A 23,582-nucleotide genomic window follows, 5' to 3' on the forward strand; every position below is an offset into this window, starting at 1 on the left:
TCATTATATATCTTATTGCATTAATAATCGCTCTAATATCGTGTTTTCTTGGCCTTCCTATTGCCCCTTGTGCAACGTATGGCTCTAGTATTTCCCATTCTTTGTCACTTATGTCACTTGGATACATTTTTTTACCTCTTAATTCTACATTTGCTTTAGTATATTTATCTTTTCATTTCTTTTCAAGACATCTTCTAATGATTAGTTCTTTATTTTCCAATTCGATATTACTCATAAAAGCCCTGTGACTTTTTATTAACAACAATAGACCTCTTACAAAACCCATATCTCAGTAGTAAAGCCGCGCGGAGCTAGTTTTAACATGGTGGGACTAGTGCGATTTGAACGCACGACCTCCGGATTAGGAGTCCAGCGCTCTATCCTGCTGAGCTATAGTCCCGTATTTTCTCTCTATGGAATTAAATCTGCAATTTTTACCTATAAAAATAGCAAATATATAATGTAATCCCTAATCTTACCATATTCGAGTTATTAAGCAAAGGACTATCATTCGTGCCTGTCAGCTATCTAGCACAGTGTGGCTATTCACACCTTATCAACTTATGGTTAGAGCATCTTCTATCAAAAACTGTATAAATTCTTTTCCATTCCAATAATTCATAGAAATCTTACCTGCAATGGCCTTAATATTATTCTGCATAATAGCAAGACCAAGTTTAGTGCCTGCAGAACGAAAAGCAATAGCCCTTACCATAGCATTTTCATCAGTGATAAAGCACTTTATATGATCCGTACCTATAATTTCTGGTTTTGTTATTCTTACTCCATGAATAATAAATCTCGGCTCTGGATTGCCAACTCCGAATGGTTCTAAGCGTTGTAATTGATTCCACAAAGATAAATTTATTGACTTAACTGTAATTATCCCATCAATTTTTAAAGTTTTTTCGTTGATGGAATCTGCAAATCTCTCGGTAAAAAAATCATATAAGTCATTTATTTTATGCTCTTCAACAGAAAATCCTGCTGCCATGCTATGGCCACCACCTTCAATAATCAAATTCATAAATTTTGCAGAAAGTACTGCTGCACCAATATCAACCCCAGAAATTGACCTACAACTCGCTTTCCCTATCCCATTACTCAAAGATATCACTATTGTTGGCAAATGAAATTGCTCCTTCAATCTTGATGCAATAATACCAATTATGCCCTGGTGCCAATTGCTGCTCACCATAATAAACTTTGCGTTTGATTTAACAGATTTCTCAGCCTGCGTTATAGCTTCCGCTAGAGCTTCATTTTCCAACGTTTTCCTTGCATTATTTAAGTTTATTAATTTTAGTGCAATTGTATGTGCTTCTTCTTCACTGCTTGTAGAAAGTAATCTTGCCCCTAATGATGCCTCCCCTATTCGTCCTCCAGCATTTATACATGGTCCTATGCTGAATCCTAATCGAGAAACGCTTGGTTTTTCTAGTATCCCCAAAGCATCAAATAAAACACGTAAGCCAACATTTTTTCTCGTCGACATCACCTTTAATCCTTGTGAAACAAATGCTCTATTCAAGCCAGTAATCTGCATCACATCACATACGGTTCCAAGGGCAACTAGATCTAGTAGATCAAATAAATCTGGTTCATTTTTATTGGCAAAAAATCCCTGTTCACGCAAGTTTTTATTGAGAGCAACAATAAGCAGAAACGATACCCCAACTGCAGCAAGATTATTGTAGGGGGAATTTTCATCAAGACGATTTGGATTAACAATTGCTATAGCACTAGGCAATTTCTCTGTGCCGATGTGATGGTCAATAACTATAATATCAAGATCAAAGTTTTTTGCATCCTCTATTGGTTGATATGCAAGCGTACCACAATCAACAGAAATACAGAGGTCTGTCCCTTTTCTTTTTAGTTGTAACAAAGCATCCGTATTGAGTCCATAGCCTTCATCAATACGGTCTGGAATATAAATCGTAGAATGTATGCCAATTTCTGTAAAATATCTGCTAATCAAGGATGATGATGTTGCACCATCAACATCATAATCACCGAATATAGCAATATTTTCCCTGTTATTTATTGTTTTTATTATACGAGCAACAGCTTTATCCATATCAAGCAAATGAAAAGGATCAGGTAATGATAACCTAAGCAGTGGATATAGAAAATTGTTTACACTTTCTACATTAATACCACGAGTAACTAATATCCTTGCTAATATCTCTGGCAAGTCAAATCTTTGCATAAGAGTTAACACCTCTCTTTGATTTGCTTCTTGTAACTGCCAAGATGCATTTGCTACGCTGTGCTTTTCAATGTCTAGTAGCATATTTTTATTTTCATGCATACAGATTGTATCATAAAAAAACCCAATGGACTATAATCTAAATTTTTTAAGCAGAAACTTTAATTGGTTTTATACTTGCTTAACCAGTGATCGTTAACAGGTGATAACTCACATGAAGTACTTTCATTGCTTCTTATACACGGACTTTTTAATCTGCGTGGCTTATTCAGAAAACACCCTGACAACATAAGGGCAACTAAAATAAAAAATAATGACTTTTGAAACATAATGAAACCTTTTTTCATTTTCTTACCAAAAAAAATTTAAGCATACTCCTGTATTTTCTTAGATATTACATTACTATAACTATTTTGATAAGAAGTATTATTTAAACGCAACTTAATATAATCATCTATAATTTGCATTGCTTCTTCCTCTTTATTTCGTAAGAAATGATTAGTATCACCCACTATATAATATTGCATATATTTACTTCTTATTGAATTTGTTACTCTTGTAATTAAACATGCTATGTCATCTTCCTCTGAAAGAGTATCATTATCACCTTGTATTATAAGACCAGGAACTGGACAGGGTGAGAGAAATGAGAAATCATAAGTAGTTGCTGGAGGAGAAATAGCTACAAAACCCACTATTTCTGGACGACGCATTGTTAATTGCATAGCTATCCACGCTCCAAAAGAAAAACCTGCAATCCAGATTGGAACATTGCTAGAGTTATGCTCCTGAAGCCAGTCAATTGCCACTGCAGCATCAATTAATTCTCCTATGCCTTTATCAAAAGTACCTGTTGATTTTCCTACACCACGAAAATTAATCTTCAACACAGAAAAGTTATTATTAACAAAAGCAGTATATGTATTGTGTACCATCTTGTGGGTCATATTTCCGCCATATTGTGGGTGATGATGTAAAACTAGTGCAACTGGTGCATTTACATCTTTACTTTGATGATACTCACCTTCTATTTTCTCCGTTGTATTATTCAAAAAAACTTCTACCATGTTTTATCCCCTAATTAAAAATTTGCTTTACAAATGGCATACAACGTGACTTATAAAATCCGTATATGTTGTATATATTAATTATATATTAATTTGACTGTACCCGCAATATATTTTACCATTTTGATTCTTGCAAAGTTACAATGTGATAACGGTAATCTCCTAAATAATAAAAAGTATGTTGAGTGACAGAAGCAAAGGTAGTAGTTATGTGTATGCTGATTATAATGCAACTACTCCGATTGGTAAAAACGTAAAAGAAAGCATACTGAAAGTCCTGTCACTGCAAACATTTAATCCATCTTCGCTGCACAGGAGGGGTCAAGAAGCAAGAAAAGTTCTCCAAGATGCAAGAGATAATGTACGCAGTTTTATTGGTGTGCCGGACGATAAAGAGATAGTTTTTACTTCTTCTGCAACTGAAGCAAATAATCTTGTTATAGCAGGAATGAAAGAATATCAGCACGTCATTTCAGCAATAGAACATCCCTCTATTCTTAATTCTGCACGTAACCCACACATAATACCTGTCAATAAAAACGGAGTTGTTGATCTTGTAGAGTTAGAAAAAATCCTAAATAAACTTCAAGGGAACAAAATACTAGTTTCAATAATGATGGCAAATAACGAAACTGGAGTAATACAACCAATCAAGAGAATAACCGAAATAGTCCATAAATTTGGTGCAGTATGTCATACTGACGCTGCTCAAAGTGTTGGAAAAATTAATGTAAATATGGAAGACCTGGGAGTGGATTTATTAACCTTATCTGCTCACAAATTTGGTGGCATGGTAGGTAGTGGGGTACTAATATTTGACAAGAAATTGGCAATAAAGCCAATAATTTTTGGTGGGGGACAAGAAAAAGGACTGCGTGGAGGTACAGAGAACATCGTTGCAATTGCGGGTCTCTCTGCAGCACTGCACAATATTCCAGAACTCTTGGTAAAAATGAAGGAAATAGAAGTTTTACGCGACCAATTAGAACATGAACTACCAAATCTTACTAACATATTTGGCAAAAACTCTGAGAGATTGCCAAACACTAGCTGCATCTATATGCCAGGAGTGAAAAATGACGTGCAGCTTATGAATTTTGATTTAAACAACATTGCTGTTAGTAATGGATCTGCATGTTCTTCTGGAAAGATTGAACCTTCTTATGTATTACTTGCTATGGGAGCTACAAAAGAGCAAGCAGAGTGCTCAATTAGAATTAGTATAGGTTGGGAAACCAAATGCGAAGATATAAAAAAAATAATAAATTGTTGGTATAGTATATATAATCAAAAAGCTGTAAATTCCGATTTTGGAGAGCTGCATAAACCCCAGAGGAAATAGGCAACAGACCTCTTGCAAAACCTATTTCTGACGGCAATTTTGTTGCCGAAGCTGAGCTACGCTCCTCAAATACATCCAAGTATTCTACGGTGCTTGCCTGCACTTCTCCTCTTACCATAAATCGGTTTCGAAAGAGCTCTATTTCTTTATTGCCATTTTTCCATTACTTTGCTTTCAATCTTTCTCAATTTAATTCATATGAGTTATATTAAGAATTTCCTGTTGTTGCTTAGCATGAATATTGGCATAACCACATGCAGGAGATGCAGATGCAGGTCTTGAGACGCATTTAGGTCTTTTAGCTTGAATATCTAAGCTAGATAGCACCTCTTCTATTAACACATTAACAAAGAACCATCCTCCCATATTTTTTGGCTCTTCTTGGCACCATATCACTTCTGCATTTTTGTATTTATTTAGTTCATAAGCAAGTTTATCAGCTGGAAACGGATAAAATTGCTCAAGCCGTATTACAGCTATATCATCCGCCTTCTGAGATTCGCATATGTCATAGTAGACTTTGCCACTACATATCACAACTTTGCGTATTTTATTGTCTGAAACTAAACCTTTTCTATACTCTGGAATCACTGCAAGAAATTTTCCCTCAAAGTCAGATAAATCAGAAACTGCTTTTTTATGACGCAATAAAGATTTTGGTGTAAATACCACCAGAGGCTTGCGAAAATCCCTATGGATCTGCCTACGTAAAGCATGAAAATAGTTTGCCGGAGTAGAACAATTAACTACCTGCATGTTATCTTCTGCACACAGTTGCAAGAACCGTTCTATACGAGCAGAGCTGTGTTCAGGTCCCTGACCTTCATAACCATGAGGTAACAACAAAACTAACCCACTTGAACGCAACCATTTTGTTTCTGCAGATGAAATAAACTGATCAATCATAATCTGAGCACCATTTGCAAAATCACCAAATTGCCCTTCCCAAAGTACTAGTGAATATGGAGAATCTAAACTGTAACCATACTCAAAACCCATCACTGCATATTCTGATAAAGAACTATCTATGACTTCAAAATAAGCTTGTTTTTCATTGATATTATTTAATGGAATAAATGTCTCCCCCGTTATTTGATCAATGAGTCTTGCGTGACGCTGTGAAAAAGTTCCTCTCCCAGAATCTTGACCTGATAAACGCACTTCTATCCCTTCAGTTAATAGTGATCCAAACGCAAGACTTTCAGCTGTTGCCCAATCAATGTTACTCTCCGAATTAATACTTTCTAATCTACTATCAAGTATTTTTTTCACCTTATTATTGATGTTAAAATTATCAGGAATATTGCTATTTATGTGTACACCTAATTTCTTTAATGCATCCTTTGAAACACCAGAATCTGTGTAATACTCATTAAGATCATTTAACTTTGCTCTTCTTAATTTAGACCATATTCCACCAAACCAATCAGCTTGTTTAGGAACGAAATTTACTGACTCAGCAAGACTTTTATCTAACTTCGCTCTAAATTCATTACGTAGCCTGCTTATTTCATCCTTATTCACTATTCCATCTTCAATCAATTTTTCTTCATATAACTTTCCTGGAGTTTTGTGTTGTGATATCAATTTGTACATCAATGGCTGAGTAAAATTAGGTTCATCACCTTCATTATGACCATATTTTCTGTAGCATACTATATCAATTACCACATCCTTTTTGAACTTCTGTCTATACTCCATTGCCAGGCTCGCAGCAAAACTTACAGCTTCTGAATTATCTCCATTAACATGAAACACTGGAGCTTCTATGGATTTAGCTATATCAGTGCAATAAAAAGAAGACCTTGCACAACAAGGATTAGCCGTAAATCCAACTTGATTATTAATTACTATATGCAAAATTCCGCCTACCTTATAACCCTCAATATTGCTAAAGGATAAGGTTTCAGCAACAACTCCTTGACCAATAAAAGCGGCATCACCATGTATCGATATTCCAAGCACAGACTTTTTATGTTGCTTTGCCCGCACTCTTCCTGCTAACACTGGATTTACTGCTTCTAGGTGAGATGGATTATAACACAGACTCAAATGCACTTTTTTACCATCAGAAAGTATTCTATCAGCAGAATAACCGAGGTGATATTTTACATCACCAGAAACATCAAGGTCAGCTGGGTATGCAAGATTACCCTGAAATTCAGACAGCATTGCAGAGTATTCTTTTCCTACAACTTTAGTTAAAACGTTCAGACGACCACGATGAGCCATGCCAAGCACTATTTCTTCAATACCAAAAGAAACAGAATCATTAATGATCTTTTCAATTGCAACAATAGTTGATTCCCCTCCCTCTATGGAAAAACGCTTATATCCAGGAAACTTCATATGGAGAAATTGCTCAAACATTTCAGATTCAATTAAATGCTGCAATATTTCTTTTTTATTTTGTGAGCTGAGTTTATAGTTCTGGTTTTCAATTTTATCTTGTAGCCATGCTCTTTCCTCGTAAGAAGAAATATGCATAAATTCAAAGCCGATATTCTTGCAATAGATTCCCTTTAGTGTAGAAATAAACTCACCAACAGTTACTTCTCCTTTATTAAACAGCCCATTAAGATCTATTGATTTGTTTAAATCTATATCTTGTAGGTCAGAATATTTTTTGTAATCTATTGGTTGATTTTCACTTGATGATAAAGGATTTAAATCTGCAAAAAAGTGTCCATAAGATCTGAAGAAATTTGCTAATTCTGCAATTAAATTATCTGCCTTTATACTTTGTGTATTACAAGAAGTCGCTGTGTTGTTATTCTCTACATCACCCGAGAAAATTCCATACCAATCTTCCCCTATTGATTTATCATCTTGAAGGTACTGTTGATATATTTCCTCAATAAATTCTACGTTTTCGCTATAAAGACAGGAGTTGTTTTTCAAATTAGTCATACATTAGGCATAAAATACATACAAGTATAGCGCAAATTAAAAAAAATAACTCCTTTAATTTTTCACTTTACCTACATAGTTTTGTTGGCTGCTGAGCAAATTTCCTCTAACTTTAACCTATAAAAAAAGTTTCAATAGACCTCTTTATTTATAAGGAAAGTACCGCAGGTGCATGGTCCCAAAAAGTGGTGATAAGGATTTAGTATGTTGTTTTTTTTGAGAGATATGCAACAAAACAATAAGGGTTATACTTTGCCCTTGTTCTGTATAAAACGCAGAGCATTGGCTAATCTTTTTTATCTACGTTTATTTCTTGGCCAATCTCTTTTATTTTTAATATCAGTTGCTCTGGTACATATGCATCAATGGTCTCCTCTGCTGTGGAAAATAAAACCTGATAAGAATGTGAATTTATTATCCAAATAGGTAGCACTTCTTCTGTTTTATCTTCATCTGATGTTACATGGCAATATAAATACACAGCAAAAAATAGCACATAAGAGAACATTATTCCTTTCAATGCACCAAGAAACATACCAGTAGCTCTATCCATAAAACCTAACCTTACTGGTGACAATATGTACATTATCCAGTTATTTATTATCATAAACACAAGGTTCAGTATAATGAATACAGAAATTGTAGATAATATATTAATTGTAACTTTAGAATCAAGATATTTACTATAATTTACAGTGAAAAAATCGTAATGATTTACCGTGAGAAAGATTGATAAAAGTAACAACATTAATGCACATATTTCTTTTATAAATCCTCGCATTACGGAGATTATTGTGCATAAAACAACAATAAAAATAACTAGACTGTCGAAAAGCATATTTTTACACCCATATGATTTTTGAGATATGATAATTATAAATTGTAAAATTAATTCTGCAACAGTCGATCTAAATATCTAGCAATAATATCAACTTCAAGGTTAAGAAAATCATTAACTTTACTGTACTGAAAAGTTGTATTTTTCCATGTGTAGGGAATTATATTAACTGTGAATTCTTGATTAATAATTGAATTTACAGTGAGGGAAACCCCGTCTAGAGTTACAGAGCCTTTTTTTGCTATAAATTTAGTTAATTCATGTGGACATAACAGCTTTATTTCATGAGAACTCAAGTTTTGATTGATCATTAAAATCCTTACTATTCCATCAATATGACCCTGCACTAAATGTCCATCAATTCTATCATTAAGCTTAGTGGCTTGCTCTAAGTTTATTTTTGTACCTATTTTCCACGTATTTAAATTTGTGACTTTCAAAGTTTCCTTGGACACTTGAGCTGCGAACACATCATCAATTATATCAACGATAGTCAAACATACACCAGCACAAGCAATAGAATCTCCCATATTTATAGAAGATAGACTAGACCTCTTTTGAAACTCAATTTCTGATGGCAATTTTGTTGTCGAAGCTGATCTACGCTCCTCAAATACATCCAAGTATTCTGCGGTGCTCGCTTGCTCTTCTCCTAAAAATTTCTTACCACAAATCGGTTTCGAAAGAGGTCTACTTTCTGTTTTGATATAAAAAATTTGATCAGGATTGGTATTAATTATGGTCCCGATATTTGTGATTATTCCTTTAAACATCTACCTTTCTTGTAAATTACTTGTACCTACCTGCTCAACAGATTCTACAGTATATTCAGAATATGCAACGTAAGCTAGACCTATAATACACATAGCTATTAATATGAGTAGTGCTGTATTTAATATTAATCCAGTACTTTCTTCTGACATAACTGATTTCCCTAATGCAGTAAAGTGCAATAGGCAAAGAGCTGATGTAGATATTGTTGTTGCAAATAAATAGAAATAAGTGTCTTTTGAAGAAAATATATTTCTTAATGGTGATTTGAATGGACGATCAGATTCAGGTTGTGTAGGGTTATGCAATTTCTCGTACTTGTTATACACTGCTGTCTGAAAATATTTTTCGTCTCCCGGCGCTTCATCAGTAGCTCCCAACTTCTTTAGTAATTCTAATTTCTTTTCATTTGGTTCTTTTATTTTATCTAATGTTTTATCTTGCAAGTAAACAATATCAAATACTGAATCAAATATACTATTGAACACTTCCTCAATTGGTTCCTTGGTCTGTTCCTCAGCCTGTTCCTTGACCCATTTCTCGTACTGTGTTGTGTATCCACGGACAATTTCAATAAATATTGCATCTAATGTCTCTTCTTGTGGATCAAAATCTATACTGATGAGAGCTATTCTAGCATCATTTTCTGCTTGCATTATGTGCAGCTCAGCTTCTGTTAATTTCTTCTTATTGGCTTTAGAATCTAAGATAGCATCTACATTTCTTTGCACAGTACTTGCATTAACTTGGGTATCAGTTAGAGCTCCCTCATTTACAGGTGTTGTTGAATGAGTTTCAGTTGCCGAATGTAATTTTTCATCTAAAAACGATACCATTTTGTTCAAGTTATCCAAATTCATATCGTTAACATCCACTTGTAGTTTTATTGTTATTCCCCGTGAAATAGCTGCAACTGGAATGCGTTTTATCGATTCCGAAGGAGGTCCATTAAATTGATATATGGTGATATCATGCTTGATATACTTCTCGATTAATTCTTTGTCTTTTTTTGATATATTATATTTCTTAGTTAATTTTTTATATTCTTTCATGAATTCTATATATCTCTTAATTGATTCTTTGTGTTTTTCAATGAATTCTGTATACTTCTCGATTAATTTTTTGTCTCTTTTTAATACCTTATACTCCTTGATTAATTCTCTGTCTTTTTGTGATATTTTATATTTCTCGGTTAATTTTTCATATTCTTCAATAAGTTCTTTGTATTCTTTAGTTAATTCTTTTAAACATATTTTAAAGAATTTAACCAAAGAGCGTATTTTGGTTCGAACTGCACCGTGTTGACCTTCATTTAAAAGCACAAGCTTAAAAGAAAATTCTTGTTTTTCGTTGCCAATGTTTTTGGAACAAATAGTGCTAATCTTAATTGCTTCATCAGAGAACACTTCGCTGATTTTTTCGGATATACCATCAAAGAAGGCAGGTAAATCTTTTATTTTATATTCTTTTTTATTGCTACTAGGCATAGTAAATATGATTAATATATAATAATTAATAAATTAATTAAATTAATTAGTCAACAAATTAATATTCCTCTAAGCGATTACGCAATGAGAATCTTCTATTTTAGACCATATCCTCTCTCAGTTTTTTTCATGAGGTGGCCCTGTTACCAAAACAATGATAAACTCAATGGACCATGACAAAAGTAATTAATGTATTGTTAGCACTACCGATCAACCAGTTATTTTCATATACAGTGGAAGAAAATGTGGAAATTTCAATTGGAGATTATGTTATAGTACCGTTTGGCAACAAGCGTCTGATAGGTATAGTTTGGCAATACAGCAAGAAAATTGATCGAGAGCTGAAATCTATTGAACAAAGGATAGATTTACCAAGTGTTAGGCAAAAGTTAAAGACATTTGCAGAGTGGATTTCACATTATAATTTGATCCCAATTGGTATGCTTGCGAAAGTGATAATGGGTGGGGTGCTGAAGGTAAATAACCTAGACAAGTTGACTCACACAAAACAAGAAAAGAAGGTAAGTGAAATAAATTGTCAATTAAATAATGAACAGCAGGCAGCAAGTGATAGAATAATCAGAGATTTGGGCAGGTATTCAGTGACTGTACTTGATGGAGAAACAGGTTCTGGCAAAACGGAAGTGTACCTCTCTGTGATTACAGAATTGATCAAAAACGAAAATGATGCTCAGGTTCTTATACTTCTACCTGAAATCGTTTTAACATCGCAACTAGTAAATCGTATTCGTTCACGAATATCTAGCGATATAACAGAGTGGCATTCTGGTCTTACTGAAAAAACTCGTCGAAATAACTGGCTGAGTATAGCACATGGCAGTGCGCAAGTGATTATAGGAGCAAGGTCGGCACTTTTTTTGCCTTATAAAAATTTAAAATTAGTTATTCTCGATGAAGAACATGATTCATCTTTTAAGCAGGAACAGGGAATTATATACAATGCTAGAGACATGGCTATAATTTTAGCAAAAATTGAGAATATACCGATTATTTTATCATCAGCAACTCCACTACTTGAAACTGTTTATCACATCAAACGCAACAACTACAATCATGTAAAATTGACTAAACGGTTTGGTAATGCAGAGTTGCCAGAAATCAAAGTTGTGGATATGAGAAATAGCAGACAATGGATTTCAACTGAGCTTTTTGAATGTATTAAACAGACTATAGAAAAAAAACAGCAGGTAATGCTTTTTTTAAACCGCCGAGGATATGCGCAACTGGCAGTATGCAAAAAGTGTGGATACAAAATTTCCTGCTTGCATTGTGCTGTTTGGCTCACATATCACAAGAAAAAAAACTTACTCCTCTGTCACCATTGCTCTTATCAATTAACACTGCAAAAAAAATGTACTAATTGCACAAGTGAGGGATCGTTATTTCTTTATGGTATAGGAATTGAAAAACTGCTTGAAGAAATGGTTCAATTAATACCAAATGCAAAAACTGCAATTATCAGCAGTGATCAAAAATCGGTTAATAACATTATTGATTTAGTATTAAAAGAAGAAGTGAACATTATAATTGGTACACAAATAATTGCTAAGGGACATAATTTTCCTAAATTAACTTTAGTTGGAGTAATAAATGCAGATTTAAGTTTAGAGAATTCTGATTTAAGAGCGGCAGAAAAGACATATCAATTACTACATCAAGTTTCTGGTAGATCGGGAAGATTCAATGAGAAAGGAACGGTAATAGTGCAAACCAATAACCCTGAAAGTGCCATCATCAAAGCGCTACAGCATCAAAAGCGGGATCTATTTTATGAAATTGAGCTTGAATCAAGACGCAAGGCCAGAATGCCACCATTTAGCAGATTGATAGCGCTTATTATCTCTGGAAAAAATCAAATTGCAACGCAAAAGGCAGCAAGTGAAGTAGTAAAGAACATTCCGTGCTGTGAAGAGCTAGAAATTTTTGGTCCATCACCAGCAGCTATAAGCTTTTTAAATAACAAGTATAGGTATAGAGTATTACTAAAGATACACAATAAGAATAGTTTATTTGTGCAAAAGAATTTTAAGGATTGGATGAAAAAATGTCACTTAATGTCAACCATAACCGTGACAGTGGATGTTGATCCTGTAAGCTTTTTTTAGGAAATAGTAAATCTATTAATTACTTTTACCATGAACTCCTTTTGCAGTTGAGTATTGAAAATTGACTGGAGAGTTATAAATTACTTCGTATATATTGTAACAAGCCATGGCACTTTCAGCAAAGCCATTCAATATTAACTTTAATTTACCTGGATAGGTGGCTATGTCACCAATCGCATATACTCTATCCCTACTGGTTTTTAAAGTTGCAGGATCAACAGCTATGCGATGATGCTCTAGTTGTATATTCCAATCACTAATTGGACCAAGATTCATTGCTAAACCAAAAAATGGCAGTAGGAAATCGGATGGTATTTCTTTTTCTTCTTTGGTTGTAATATGTTTAGTTATTACTGCTTTTAGTTGCCCGTTATTTCCAACTAGACTATCTAATTGATATGGCACTACTACCTCTATTTTTCCAGTGTTTAGCAATAAGTCTAGTTTATTTCTAGTTTCTGGAGCACAGCGAAATTCTTTTCTTCTATGTATAACATAAATTTTCTTTGTTACCTTGGAAAGCTCTATTGCCCAATCGACTGCAGAATCACCACCTCCTGCAATGACTACAGTTTTATCTTTAAAATGAGAAATTTTACTTACACTATAAAACACAGATTTATTTTCATATTCTAATATACCATCTAAAGGTGGACGATTGGGTTCAAATATTCCATTGCCTGCAGCAATGATAACAGCTTTACATTTTATCTTTGTGCCATTGCTAGTTATCACAGCAAGATCTTTACCATTGTTAAACTCCTCTTGATACTCGATTTCTGTAGGTCTATTATTCAAAATCTTCTCTACTTTTTGACCAAAGTGATAAACTGGTTCAAATGGGGAAGCTTGTGCTACAAGTTGTTCAATGAGTCTTTGAGCAGTAATGACAGGGTAACCGGGTATATCGTATATTGGTTTTTCTGGATAAAGCGCAGTACATTGCCCCCCCGCTTGATTTAGAATATCTATTATGTGACATTTCATATTCAGCATACCCGCCTGGAAGGCAGTGAATATTCCAATGGGTCCTGCACCTATTATTACTATATCAGTTTCCATATTTTTACTCTCAAGATTTACCAGCAAAAGAGTGTCTTACAAATCTTTATTATAACCTTTTCTTCAATCCTGTTTAAATAAAATGTGCCCAAAATCATCCATGTTTTCAAGCACTTTGCCACTACCTAAAGCAACACAGCATAGCGGGTCAGCAGCAACGCGTACGGGAAGTTTTGTTGTCTCGCTGATTATTTTTCCTAAGTTACGCAATAATCCACCACCGCCAGATAAGACTATTCCTCTATCCACTATATCAGAAGAAAGCTCAGGAGGAGTGCTCTCTAATGCCATTTTAATCGCAGAGATTATCTGATTTACAGGTTCTGCTAAACTTTCTGCCACTTGATGTCCTGATAAAAGCATTTCTTTTGGCATGCCACTTACTAAGTCTCTTCCCTTAATCATCATATTTTCTTTATCACTTTCTTCTGCAATATAAGCTGAACCTATGCTCTTTTTAATTTTCTCAGCTGTTGCTTCTCCTATGAGTAGCTTATGGTTTTCACGGATATATGACCTTATTGCTTCGTCCATAACATCACCTCCTACTCTCGCAGAACGTGAATATACAATTCCACCCAAGGAAATCACTGCAACTTCAGTGGTACCACCACCTATATCAACAATCATAGAACCTTCTGCTTCGGTTACTGGAAGCCCGGCTCCGATAGCTGCAGCCATTGGTTCTTCAATAAGAAACACTTCGTTTGCACCTGCACTTTCCGCTGCATCTTGTATGGCCCGCCTTTCAACTGGAGTAGAACCAGACGGAACACATATAATAATGTTAGGCTTGTTAATAGTAAATCTCGTATTAGCACTGCGTATAAAGTGTTTTATCATTTCTTCTGCACTTTGGAAATCAGCAATAACTCCATCTTTTAAAGGTCTTATAGCCTCTATTTCTCCAGGAGTTTTTCCTAGCATCATCTTAGCTCTCTTGCCAAAGGCATATGGCACATAACTTCCTTTTTCTTTTACTCTAGCAACAACTGAAGGCTCATCCAATACTATACCCTGATTTTTTTGATAAACCAGAGTATTTGCAGTACCTAAGTCTATGGCAATATCGCTAGCAAGTAAACTTTTTACAGCAAAAAAACTGCAAGGCTTTTTAATCAATTTGCAAATAAATTTCATATATCTACTCATCAAATAAATTATATTTTTCAGACAAATAATTAGTGTAACATTCAGTATCTAAGTTCTGACCTGTCACTTTCTTTAGTATTTCAAAAATACTGCATCTTGCATTATACACATTTTCAGCAAGCCAATTAATAAATAAACTAAAATCTCCTTTTCCCACAGCGCTTAAAAATTCGGAATTGTTCTGTTTAATGAAAGAAAAGATCTGCACAGCAGCAATAAGTGCTACCATTTTCATAGGAAAATAACCCATGATACCACTTGCCCAGTATTCATCCTGAAAATAGGTTTCAAGTTCATTCTTGGCTTTAACCGGAATTTTATAATGCTTCATACCTTCCAACCAAGCATCATGTAGATCTTTTACCTCTAATCTACCATCTATTAGATCTTGCTCCAGTTTGGTTCTCAACATAATATGAGCTAATAAAGTCAATTCATCTGCTTTCTTAAAAGAGGAAGATAGGTTCACTTTATTGAAAATCAAGTACAAATTTTCAATACTGCTAGCTTTTGCCTTATCTCTGGCCTTTATGGCAAATTTTTCTTTTATATGTGGCTGAAGAAATGTGATAAATTCCCTGGATGTTCCAAGTACTTTTTCTATAAGTAATTTTTGTGTTTCATTTACAATTCCTATTGCAATTTGGCCACTTTGCGATAAGTGTTTTTGATAAATTACATTGCTACTGCATCGTAGAAGCGAAAATAAACTGCAACAGAAATTAGATTCATCGTAGTCTATAGATGGATTATAATATGCGCAAATTTCATCCATATTAATTTCCACATGCTGCAAGCATGCTGAGTTAAGCTTAGCTTGCTTTTCAACAGAAACATTTTGTACATTGATAATTTTCTGTTTACTCTGTTTTTCGGTGATTTTATCAATATTTTGACTAAAAAAGCTACCTATTTTAGGAAATATCTCCTTTATATCTTTTTCTGTCATGTCAACAGCGAGCACTGAATCGTATTTTGAACATTTCAACTGCTGCGATCTTATAGAAGCAACCTCACAAATAAGTTTAGTTAAATCAGTAAAGCACTCTTTTAACTTTTTTAAGTTACTAGCTTCAGAATGAGATAGTTTCCATAAACTAAAACACTCAATTTTAGCTTTGGAGAGAGCTTTGACTAAATTAAGTGGAAGAACACTATAGCTCTTATGTACGTTTTCTATTAGCTTTAACTGCCAACTATTTTTTTTATTGGAAGCTTTTATTAGTGATTCTTTTATCAAATCGTGGGAGATGATCTCATATCTAATCTCCTCAAGAAGACCCATTTGTTCAATTTTATCCCCTATACTCAATGTGCTCTGATTTAGCACTTTTAGTGTATTCTCGATACTATTTATCTTATGTGATACTTCTTCTAAAAATTCATAAGGCTCATGTTTATTCATTACTATAAGGTATATCCTTTTTATATTTCACAGTACAGTTAAAAGCATATTTATTGAATTTACAATAGAAAATGTATCTTTTGTAAATTTTTGCACATAAAGTCTAGCATTTTATCGGAAAATTAATTATAAAGTCATAGAATTAGCATTTTATTTCTCTTGACTATATAAAAATATCAGAGATTATTAGCTAACAATGGAGCACTATTTAATTAAATTTTAGGAGGTTTAGTAATGTGGAGTAGGCTGGTTATAATGTTTTGTTTTTGTTTTTTGATTACTGGTATAAGTTCTTGCCCAAAAAAAGGAATGCAAACTACAAATAAAGCAAGTCCTGCAGTTAAGCAAGTAGGTGATAAAAGAATTTTCTTTGGTTATGATGAATTTAATATTACTGAAGCAAGTGCAGATATCTTATTAGATGTGATAGCAATATTACAAGATAATCCTGACGCGCAAGTTGTTTTAACAGGTCATACTGACAATCGTGGTCCCCACGAGTATAATCTTGCTTTAGGTACTAAAAGAGCGGATTCAGCTAAAAAGTTTATGGTTAATTGCACACCGTATTTGGAAAAGAGGATTAAAACTGCTTCTAAAGGAGAAACGGAACCTTTAGTTCAAGTTAAAGATAACTCTAAAAATTCGAAGTATGAAAAAGAGCATGCTAAAAACCGTAGAGTGGAATTTTCGTTCTCTGGGATCAAAAAGTAATTTTTTTCAAGCTAATAACCTTAGGTTTTTAGAAATAAAGCTTAGGGTTGTTACTTTTTAAGTATTCTTATGAATGAAGTTAGAGTTACTATTTCAAAGTATAATTGACAATTTTGCTGTTTGTGGCAATAAGGTAGCAGTTGCAGTATCTGGTGGAATAGATAGTATAGTTTTGCTGCATTTGATAATTAATTGGACAAGGAAAAATAATTTTCCATTTCCTACGGCATTAATAGTAGACCATAGATTACGTCCAGAATCTCAGGAAGAGGCTAATTTTGTTTCAAGATATGTAAAGCAACTTGGAGTAGAGTCATTTATATTAAATTGGGAAAGGCAAAGTATTGCAGGCAATATTCAATCCCAAGCAAGAAAAGCACGATATAGATTACTAACAAAATGGTGCACAAATAATAATATTGAATATCTATTTGTTGCTCATCATAGAGATGATCAAGCGGAAACATTTCTGCTGAGATTAGAACGCGGTAGCGGCATAGATGGGCTATCATCCATGGACTATAAGTCTTTTTCTCACGGTGTTTGTATACTAAGACCGTTATTAGATTTTAGCCGTGGTGATATTGAGAAGTATGCAAAGTTTTATCAACTAAAGTGGGTTGAAGATAGAAGCAATCAAAATGTGAAATATAAACGCACTTTGTATCGTAACTTACTTAATGCAAGTGATAACCAAGACATTTTAACGCAACGAATATGTCTTTCTGTTCTTCACATGAAAAGGGCTGTACAAGCGTTAATGTACTATACAAGACTTGCTTTTGATAATTGCGTTAATATACATGATCTCGGCTATATTGAAATCAAACTTGATGAATTTTATAAAATACCAGAGGAAATAGCTCTAAGAGTTTTTCTTTATTCCATTATGGTGATTGGAAATAAACATTATAAACCACGATATAATAATCTGACTTTCATATTTAAAAAAATATTGGATAAAGATTGTGATATCAACCACACTTTTTCTGGATGTAAAATAAAGAAATACGAAGAAAACATCTTAATCATCAGAGAATCATCAAAGATAGCAGCAGTATATGTAAATTTACCTGACAATAAACCTATACAATGGGACAATAGGTTTAGTTGTACAATACTTGGAAGTGACAAGTGCCAAGTAACTATTGCTCCATTAAAGAAGACACAAAAAATCCCTGAATCTTTGAGGAAATACTGCTGTTGTTCTGAGGTTTTATATTCTTTACCTATAGTACACAAGGATGAAAAAATACTGACATATCCTTACATGCATCATAACACTAATGATGTAGCAAAGTATATTATTAGCTGCACAATAAGAGAAAATTTGATTAACCATTTATTAGATGAAGGTATGCATTCCTTGCAAAATTAAGGAAATAATAAGTGAGGAGTACACTGTTTTATATCATATTCAACTCCAAATTTTTTCATAAGGTGGCCATGTGACTTATGTAAATAAGGATTTAATTTGCAAAGTTTCTTTTTATGAACTCTACTCCCAATTTTATTCCCTCATCATTAATCATATGCCCTAGCAAATGAATAGGATGTCCCTCAGCATTTATTCCATTTTCCTTTAAGGCTTCAACTGCTAAGTCAAGAGATGAAAAAGGCACAACATCATCAGCATCTCCATGAATGACGCATATAGCAGGTTTTGATTTTATCTCCGATGCAACTCGTGACGGTGCAATAAACCTACCTGAATACGCAACAACCGATGCACAAGGTTGTATACGAGTTAAAGATGTATGTATTGCGAGCATTGCTCCCTGAGAAAATCCAACTAGAGAGAGTTGTGCATCTTTTAAATTCAATTCTTTTAGTTTTGCATCAATAAATTTATTTACAATTAATGCAGCATTTTTTACTCCATTATATAACGCTTTTTCACTACGGTCTTCTAGACTGAACCATTGATAACCATCACCCATTTCCCTATTAAAAGGAGCATTAGGTGCTACAAAATGTGACTCAGGCAAAGATTTACTCATAACTTTAGCAAGGTGAATAAAGTTATCACCACTTGAACCCCAGCCATGTAGAAAAACAATCAAATTGTTTTTATTTCCACCTTCACAAACTTCTGGACCATTAATTTCAATCATTTCTTTTCCTTTTAATATACGTAACTCTAGCACTGAATTTTAAGTTTGTAAAATCTTATACAAATTTGCCATCAGAAAGTAGACTTCTTGTGAAATTAGCATAAAGGACCTGCTGCAAATCATGGTGACAAGATGAAGAAAATGTGATAAAAGGTTCACCAAATAAGTAAAAAAACCAACTATGAATTAACCATGGCAGTAAAACTGAGAAATAGAGGGCTTTTTTCGCTTCATGCAGTATGAAATAAGTGTTGAAAAAATATGCACCAGCAGGAGATCTATGTCTGGTATGCCAGCCTATTTTTCAAACATCTAAAAACCGTCTCATCTTTTCTGCAATAAAATCTTCTCTTTTAGCGAAATGAGTGCACTCTTCATACCTTATATGAAATTCCTGTCATCTTTGCCTGTTCGCAAAACCACTGCAGCAAGAGCGCTAAATACCATAAAATCCTGGATTTTAGCGCAATAAATCTGTCATATGAAGGCAATTTTGGAAATTCGGATTTTATACAATAATTTTAGGTGAAATAGGTAGAAAAATTTGAAATTTTTACACGGCGATTGGTGATAAAGCAGAATGATAGTCAAGATCTCTGAGTGCTTCATTCCTGGCGTACGGGTAGGCTTTTTGCCACTTGGTAGCGATTTTTCTGCGAAATTTTTGTCGACTGCATTGCAAAATCGTCGATTAGGCAAAATAATTCTGTTATACTCTTTTTCATGGGAGAGTAGACCAGCGGAACTTCCCCGCCAGCCCCTCATATCTTTATACATAAGTTTTTCGATGTTATTCTATTAATAGAAAAATAACAGAAACAAGTAAACAATATGAAAAAAATTAATGATTGGATAGTTGAAGAAGTGCAAGGAGTTAATTTTGGTGATAAACGTTTAAACGGAAGGTGTATGGACATATTAAATTCATTATCTAATGCACCAAATCATAGTATTCCTATGGCTTGTAAAAGTTGGAAAGAAACAATAGCAGCATACAGATTCTTAAATAATGATAACGTAACACACGATGCTGTACTATCTTCTCATAGAGCATCTACTCTGGAAAGAATTAAGCAAGAAAATATTGTATTAATACCACAAGATACCACAGAGATTGATTTTAGTGGCAGACGAACTATTAGCGGGATGGGATATTTAGGCACAGAAAAAAGTCATGGATTTTATTTGCATCCGAGCTTAGCAGTTACAACCGCTGGATTATGTTTAGATGTACAGTCCCAGAGTATGATGGAAGTATAAATAAATCAGGAAATTTTGTCCACTGATCACATATAAATTCATAAGGGGTAAAACCCTTAAGAGTCTTGAGGAGTTTTGCATAATTGTAGGCCATAACGAAGCTATAAAGATGCTCTTTAAGTTGTTGATGTGATTTATAGTAGTATTTCTTAACTGTAGCATTCTTTAGTGTTTTATTCATACGTTCAACTTGCCCATTTGTCCAAGGATGGCCGATTTTAGTCAGCAATGTTATTTTTCTCACAAGCTCGGTCAAATATGTGCTGAAATATGACGTTCTTAATTGTATGCCGTTATCAGTCAAAATAGTATGGATTTTATAGGGCAAAATCTTTACGCAAAAATTCTGCAGCTATGGCCTTTGTGGCGCTGTTATGAAGCTCAACATAGGCAAATTTGATCTATAGCAACAAACAGCTGTAATTTTCCTTCTTCTGTTCTAACTTCAGCAATATCAATATGCGATTGGATATTGCTTAAATTTCTTTTTGGCTTTTACCTCTCCTTCAATTTCTGGCAACCTGCTAATGCAGTTTCTTTGTAAACAGCGATGCAAACTAGACCGGAGGAATTGTGGCCTGCAAAGAATAAAGACAGTCGTCCAAAGGAAGAAGTGGAAATGCAACAATTATACTCTTCCTCTTTGGTTAAAACCGTTGATCTTGGCTGCTTTGGTCCCATATTCACATCTTTAGTGAATGAACGTTTTTTCCATTTTACAATAGTTTTCGGGATAGCGTTCAGAAAGTTTTGCTATGCTCTCTTGACTATTTTGTATTGCTCTACACACCGCCTCTGTTGTTCTGGCGCACCCATGTAATACTTGATAATTCCTCCTTTGATGGTATTTTTTTCTCATATTTTATTATACCATCACTCTCTGGGACTGTATACCTAGTCCGCAACTGGAGTTAAAAGAATATATATATCAATACAGGAAGGCGAGCCAGTTCATGATAACGATCAATTTCAAATTGATTGAAATTTAACACTTCACCTTGTAATGGTTGTTTAATCGAAAATACTATAAATCAATCTAAATTATTAATTTATTAACCATTATATTTTATAATAGTTATTTTAGGAGACTACTACTGTTTTAGGAGATTACTATGACTTGCAATTTCTTCTCACAATCACATGTACATACATCTTGTTGTCCAGCTTATGCACCGAACGCACACTATATTATTCCACAAGCATCTTATTTTCCTAACTATCATGCACATTATGCACCTACATATACACCTTGTATTTCTAACTTATGGCATCACCATCATGCTGACAATAATCTAGTACTTAATCTTTGCTGTCCACAATCAAAACCTACATCTAAACCTAAAAACCCTACTATTGATAGGTCAAAACTTACAATAGAAGTTAATAAAGATGGTAACCTTGTTCATGCTATTACAAAAGCAGATAGCAATTACAAACAAAAAGAATGCATGAAAAAGCTAAAAAAAGTATCAAATGGTTTTATAATTTCAGGTGGTAAAGTTACAGATAAATGTGAAGATAGTGAATCATGCAGCGCTTGTTTAAAAGCAGTAAATTATTTTTTAAGATACACATGTGCTGGAGATAAAAAACCATCTGCGTATTCTTTTCCTTTTGGTGAGTGAGAAGGAGTTACACCTGCTAAATATCATGTAATGTAATAATAAACATTACAGAGATGTGCAATATGCATCTCTGTCTACCAGTAAAATTTTCCAATTATTTATGATAGAGGTATTTTATGTCGTATAATTTTTCTTATCCATATCAATATGGTACTGAACATCATTGGCCATTTATCACCGGTGATACGTTAGTGCTTAATCTTTTTGCTAATAGCCAACAGTGTTGTTATGATAAGTCTGCAAGTAGTAGTAATCTGAATAGGCCAGCTATTTATTCAAAACCTAATTGTGGTGAATCTTTAAATAATTGGGCAAGGTCAGACGTTACTCCTGATCAAAAACCTTGCCTACCTTGTTCTAATTCAAACCATGATCACAACTCAAAACCTTACCCAGACGATCACACGGGATGCCAACCTAATCGAAAACCTTGTCCTGACACAAACCATGATCACAACTCAAAACCTCACCCAGATGATCACACGGGATGCCAACCTAATCGAAAACCTTGTCCTGATACAAACCACGATCAAAAGCCTTATCCTGATTCAAACCATGATCACAATCCTAATCCAAAACCTCACCCAGACGATCACACGGGATGCCAAGATGATGGAGAGCCGTACACAGTTATTGCTAAAGAAATAACTGCAACCCATGCTGACCCCAATAAAGAATGTGGGTACTATGCGGGTTATTACCAAAGCTATGGCCATGTAGGTCGCTATGGTTTTAATACAGCTTGTATACTCAAAAAGTGGTTTCCTAATTTTTATGAAAATCCTGCTCTCAAAGAGAAATTAGAAAATGCAACTAGTCCTGTGATGGCAGGCAATTTTAAGCTTGCTATTGTAGGTGATAATATTGATTATACGTGGGCAAAGGCTAGTGACATGTGGTGTAGGCAATGTCAGAATAATGATAATGATAAAGCTTGTACATGGGAGCATAATGGTGCTAAGGCTCATAGTACGTGTTATACTGCTGGTAGCAATGGGAGTACAATATATTCTCATAACTTCTTTTCTGAAACAGAGTGTCCTAATCTTATTAGTAGTGAAATTTACGCTAAAGAAAAACCGAAAGAAATATACATAAAGTTAGTAGAACCAATAATACTTTATGACCACTCTACACAAAAAATCATAAGTAGAGATGGTAAGATGACAGATCAAAACTATTTTACCTGCAAAGAGTATATTAATAGTAACTTTACAAATGATGGTAAAGCAGTAGAAAACAGTTGTGATACAGATTATTATAAAGCACAGTGCCAAAGTTGTATTAAAGCATTGGAAGAAGCTCTGTGGACTGCTGAGGATCCAATAAAACTAAAAATTCCTGCTAAAAAACAGGTAGCTTATTTTCCTGATCACAGTGATACACAGAATAAAGATCCTTTTTCTTCTCTTGGTCACAATAAGATGCAGGACGATGAAGCTTCTATTCTTATGGATGATCATAGTTTAATGTAAAGCAGAAGGTCTCTATACTAAT

Annotated in this window: 17 protein-coding genes, 1 tRNA gene and 2 pseudogenes; 7 read left to right on the forward strand and 13 right to left on the reverse strand. The window is 34.0% G+C overall.

All coding sequences use genetic code 11. The features are described from left to right. Positions 1 to 323 precede the first annotated feature (323 nt). The 3 genes from IC220_RS01415 to IC220_RS01425 form a co-directional block, all read right to left on the reverse strand. Positions 324 to 400: transfer RNA gene (locus IC220_RS01415), tRNA-Arg, on the reverse strand. Between the two features lie 156 nt (positions 401 to 556). Further along, the gene (gene recJ, locus IC220_RS01420) at positions 557 to 2,296 is read right to left on the reverse strand and encodes a single-stranded-DNA-specific exonuclease RecJ (RefSeq protein ID WP_188152852.1); all 1,740 of its coding nucleotides are present in this window, start codon (positions 2,294 to 2,296) and stop codon (positions 557 to 559) included. A 281-nt stretch (positions 2,297 to 2,577) separates the two neighbouring features. Then, entirely contained in the window at positions 2,578 to 3,279 is a 702-nt protein-coding gene (locus IC220_RS01425; protein ID WP_188152825.1) for an alpha/beta hydrolase, read from the reverse strand. Between the two features lie 178 nt (positions 3,280 to 3,457). On the opposite strand from IC220_RS01425, the gene IC220_RS01430 reads away from it, so the two are divergent. Then, a complete protein-coding gene (locus tag IC220_RS01430) occupies positions 3,458 to 4,621 on the forward strand; it encodes a cysteine desulfurase family protein (RefSeq protein WP_188152826.1) in 1,164 nt (387 codons plus the stop codon). A 189-nt stretch (positions 4,622 to 4,810) separates the two neighbouring features. Here IC220_RS01430 and IC220_RS01435 read toward each other — a convergent pair whose 3' ends face one another. The 4 genes from IC220_RS01435 to IC220_RS01450 form a co-directional block, all read right to left on the reverse strand. Next, positions 4,811 to 7,531, reverse strand: a complete 2,721-nt coding sequence (locus tag IC220_RS01435) for a 2-oxoglutarate dehydrogenase E1 component (protein WP_410543320.1) — start codon at positions 7,529 to 7,531, stop codon at positions 4,811 to 4,813. Positions 7,532 to 7,817: 286 nt separating this feature from the next. Beyond that, positions 7,818 to 8,369, reverse strand: a complete 552-nt coding sequence (locus IC220_RS01440; RefSeq protein ID WP_188152827.1) for a CvpA family protein — start codon at positions 8,367 to 8,369, stop codon at positions 7,818 to 7,820. 50 nt (positions 8,370 to 8,419) lie between these two features. Beyond that, complete coding sequence (locus IC220_RS01445) at positions 8,420 to 9,142, reverse strand: riboflavin synthase (RefSeq protein ID WP_188152828.1); 723 nt, start codon at positions 9,140 to 9,142, stop codon at positions 8,420 to 8,422. After that, positions 9,143 to 10,627 (reverse strand): hypothetical protein, encoded by a 1,485-nt coding sequence (locus tag IC220_RS01450; RefSeq protein ID WP_188152829.1) that lies wholly within the window; start codon positions 10,625 to 10,627, stop codon positions 9,143 to 9,145. Positions 10,628 to 10,800: 173 nt separating this feature from the next. Here IC220_RS01450 and priA point away from each other — a divergent pair, with 173 nt between their 5' ends. Then, the gene (priA, locus tag IC220_RS01455; protein ID WP_188152830.1) at positions 10,801 to 12,753 is read left to right on the forward strand and encodes a replication restart helicase PriA; all 1,953 of its coding nucleotides are present in this window, start codon (positions 10,801 to 10,803) and stop codon (positions 12,751 to 12,753) included. A gap of 15 nt (positions 12,754 to 12,768) precedes the next feature. Here priA and IC220_RS01460 read toward each other — a convergent pair whose 3' ends face one another. The 3 genes from IC220_RS01460 to IC220_RS01470 form a co-directional block, all read right to left on the reverse strand. Beyond that, complete coding sequence (locus IC220_RS01460; RefSeq protein ID WP_188152831.1) at positions 12,769 to 13,815, reverse strand: NAD(P)/FAD-dependent oxidoreductase; 1,047 nt, start codon at positions 13,813 to 13,815, stop codon at positions 12,769 to 12,771. Positions 13,816 to 13,878: 63 nt separating this feature from the next. Next, entirely contained in the window at positions 13,879 to 14,955 is a 1,077-nt protein-coding gene (locus IC220_RS01465; RefSeq protein ID WP_188152832.1) for a rod shape-determining protein, read from the reverse strand. A gap of 4 nt (positions 14,956 to 14,959) precedes the next feature. Continuing rightward, entirely contained in the window at positions 14,960 to 16,372 is a 1,413-nt protein-coding gene (locus tag IC220_RS01470; protein ID WP_188152833.1) for a gluzincin family metallopeptidase, read from the reverse strand. Positions 16,373 to 16,606: 234 nt separating this feature from the next. On the opposite strand from IC220_RS01470, the gene IC220_RS01475 reads away from it, so the two are divergent. Then, positions 16,607 to 17,086 (forward strand): OmpA family protein, encoded by a 480-nt coding sequence (locus IC220_RS01475; protein ID WP_188152834.1) that lies wholly within the window; start codon positions 16,607 to 16,609, stop codon positions 17,084 to 17,086. Between the two features lie 73 nt (positions 17,087 to 17,159). Continuing rightward, the gene (gene tilS, locus IC220_RS01480; protein ID WP_188152835.1) at positions 17,160 to 18,464 is read left to right on the forward strand and encodes a tRNA lysidine(34) synthetase TilS; all 1,305 of its coding nucleotides are present in this window, start codon (positions 17,160 to 17,162) and stop codon (positions 18,462 to 18,464) included. Between the two features lie 91 nt (positions 18,465 to 18,555). Here the strand turns inward: tilS and IC220_RS01485 are convergent, their stop codons facing one another. Both IC220_RS01485 and IC220_RS08175 read right to left on the reverse strand, forming a co-directional pair. Continuing rightward, complete coding sequence (locus tag IC220_RS01485; RefSeq protein ID WP_188152836.1) at positions 18,556 to 19,200, reverse strand: alpha/beta hydrolase; 645 nt, start codon at positions 19,198 to 19,200, stop codon at positions 18,556 to 18,558. Positions 19,201 to 19,583: 383 nt separating this feature from the next. Then, positions 19,584 to 19,925 (reverse strand): annotated as a pseudogene (locus tag IC220_RS08175) (IS982 family transposase); the annotation flags it as partial. A gap of 106 nt (positions 19,926 to 20,031) precedes the next feature. Here IC220_RS08175 and IC220_RS01495 point away from each other — a divergent pair. Beyond that, on the forward strand, positions 20,032 to 20,460 hold the full coding sequence (locus tag IC220_RS01495; RefSeq protein WP_223158729.1) for an IS4/Tn5 family transposase DNA-binding protein: 429 nt from the start codon (positions 20,032 to 20,034) through the stop codon (positions 20,458 to 20,460). On the opposite strand, the pseudogene IC220_RS01500 reads toward IC220_RS01495, so the two are convergent. Further along, positions 20,405 to 21,319: pseudogene (locus tag IC220_RS01500) on the reverse strand (integrase core domain-containing protein). The gene IC220_RS01495 and the pseudogene IC220_RS01500 overlap by 56 nt on opposite strands. Before the next feature lie 253 nt (positions 21,320 to 21,572). Here IC220_RS01500 and IC220_RS01505 point away from each other — a divergent pair. Beyond that, a complete protein-coding gene (locus IC220_RS01505) occupies positions 21,573 to 22,085 on the forward strand; it encodes a hypothetical protein (protein ID WP_188152838.1) in 513 nt (170 codons plus the stop codon). 116 nt (positions 22,086 to 22,201) lie between these two features. Beyond that, the gene (locus IC220_RS01510) at positions 22,202 to 23,560 is read left to right on the forward strand and encodes a hypothetical protein (RefSeq protein WP_188152839.1); all 1,359 of its coding nucleotides are present in this window, start codon (positions 22,202 to 22,204) and stop codon (positions 23,558 to 23,560) included. The last annotated feature ends 22 nt before the right edge of the window (positions 23,561 to 23,582 follow it).

Source organism: Wolbachia endosymbiont of Pentalonia nigronervosa (assembly GCF_014534705.1).
GTDB lineage: Bacteria > Pseudomonadota > Alphaproteobacteria > Rickettsiales > Anaplasmataceae > Wolbachia.

Excerpts from the sequence above, each read along its gene's own strand:
- IC220_RS01425 (WP_188152825.1), bottom strand. The coding sequence starts at position 3,279 with ATGGTAGAAGTTTTTTTGAATAATACAACGGAGAAAATAGAAGGTGAG.
- IC220_RS01450 (WP_188152829.1), bottom strand. The coding sequence starts at position 10,627 with ATGCCTAGTAGCAATAAAAAAGAATATAAAATAAAAGATTTACCTGCC.
- IC220_RS01435 (WP_410543320.1), bottom strand. The coding sequence starts at position 7,531 with ATGACTAATTTGAAAAACAACTCCTGTCTTTATAGCGAAAACGTAGAA.
- IC220_RS01440 (WP_188152827.1), bottom strand. The coding sequence starts at position 8,369 with ATGCTTTTCGACAGTCTAGTTATTTTTATTGTTGTTTTATGCACAATA.
- IC220_RS01430 (WP_188152826.1), top strand. The coding sequence starts at position 3,458 with ATGTTGAGTGACAGAAGCAAAGGTAGTAGTTATGTGTATGCTGATTAT.
- tilS (WP_188152835.1), top strand. The coding sequence starts at position 17,160 with ATGAAGTTAGAGTTACTATTTCAAAGTATAATTGACAATTTTGCTGTT.
- IC220_RS01485 (WP_188152836.1), bottom strand. The coding sequence starts at position 19,200 with ATGATTGAAATTAATGGTCCAGAAGTTTGTGAAGGTGGAAATAAAAAC.
- IC220_RS01505 (WP_188152838.1), top strand. The coding sequence starts at position 21,573 with ATGACTTGCAATTTCTTCTCACAATCACATGTACATACATCTTGTTGT.
- IC220_RS01465 (WP_188152832.1), bottom strand. The coding sequence starts at position 14,955 with ATGAAATTTATTTGCAAATTGATTAAAAAGCCTTGCAGTTTTTTTGCT.
- IC220_RS01510 (WP_188152839.1), top strand. The coding sequence starts at position 22,202 with ATGTCGTATAATTTTTCTTATCCATATCAATATGGTACTGAACATCAT.
- recJ (WP_188152852.1), bottom strand. The coding sequence starts at position 2,296 with ATGCTACTAGACATTGAAAAGCACAGCGTAGCAAATGCATCTTGGCAG.
- priA (WP_188152830.1), top strand. The coding sequence starts at position 10,801 with ATGACAAAAGTAATTAATGTATTGTTAGCACTACCGATCAACCAGTTA.
- IC220_RS01445 (WP_188152828.1), bottom strand. The coding sequence starts at position 9,142 with ATGTTTAAAGGAATAATCACAAATATCGGGACCATAATTAATACCAAT.
- IC220_RS01475 (WP_188152834.1), top strand. The coding sequence starts at position 16,607 with ATGTGGAGTAGGCTGGTTATAATGTTTTGTTTTTGTTTTTTGATTACT.
- IC220_RS01460 (WP_188152831.1), bottom strand. The coding sequence starts at position 13,815 with ATGGAAACTGATATAGTAATAATAGGTGCAGGACCCATTGGAATATTC.
- IC220_RS01495 (WP_223158729.1), top strand. The coding sequence starts at position 20,032 with ATGAAAAAAATTAATGATTGGATAGTTGAAGAAGTGCAAGGAGTTAAT.
- IC220_RS01470 (WP_188152833.1), bottom strand. The coding sequence starts at position 16,372 with ATGAATAAACATGAGCCTTATGAATTTTTAGAAGAAGTATCACATAAG.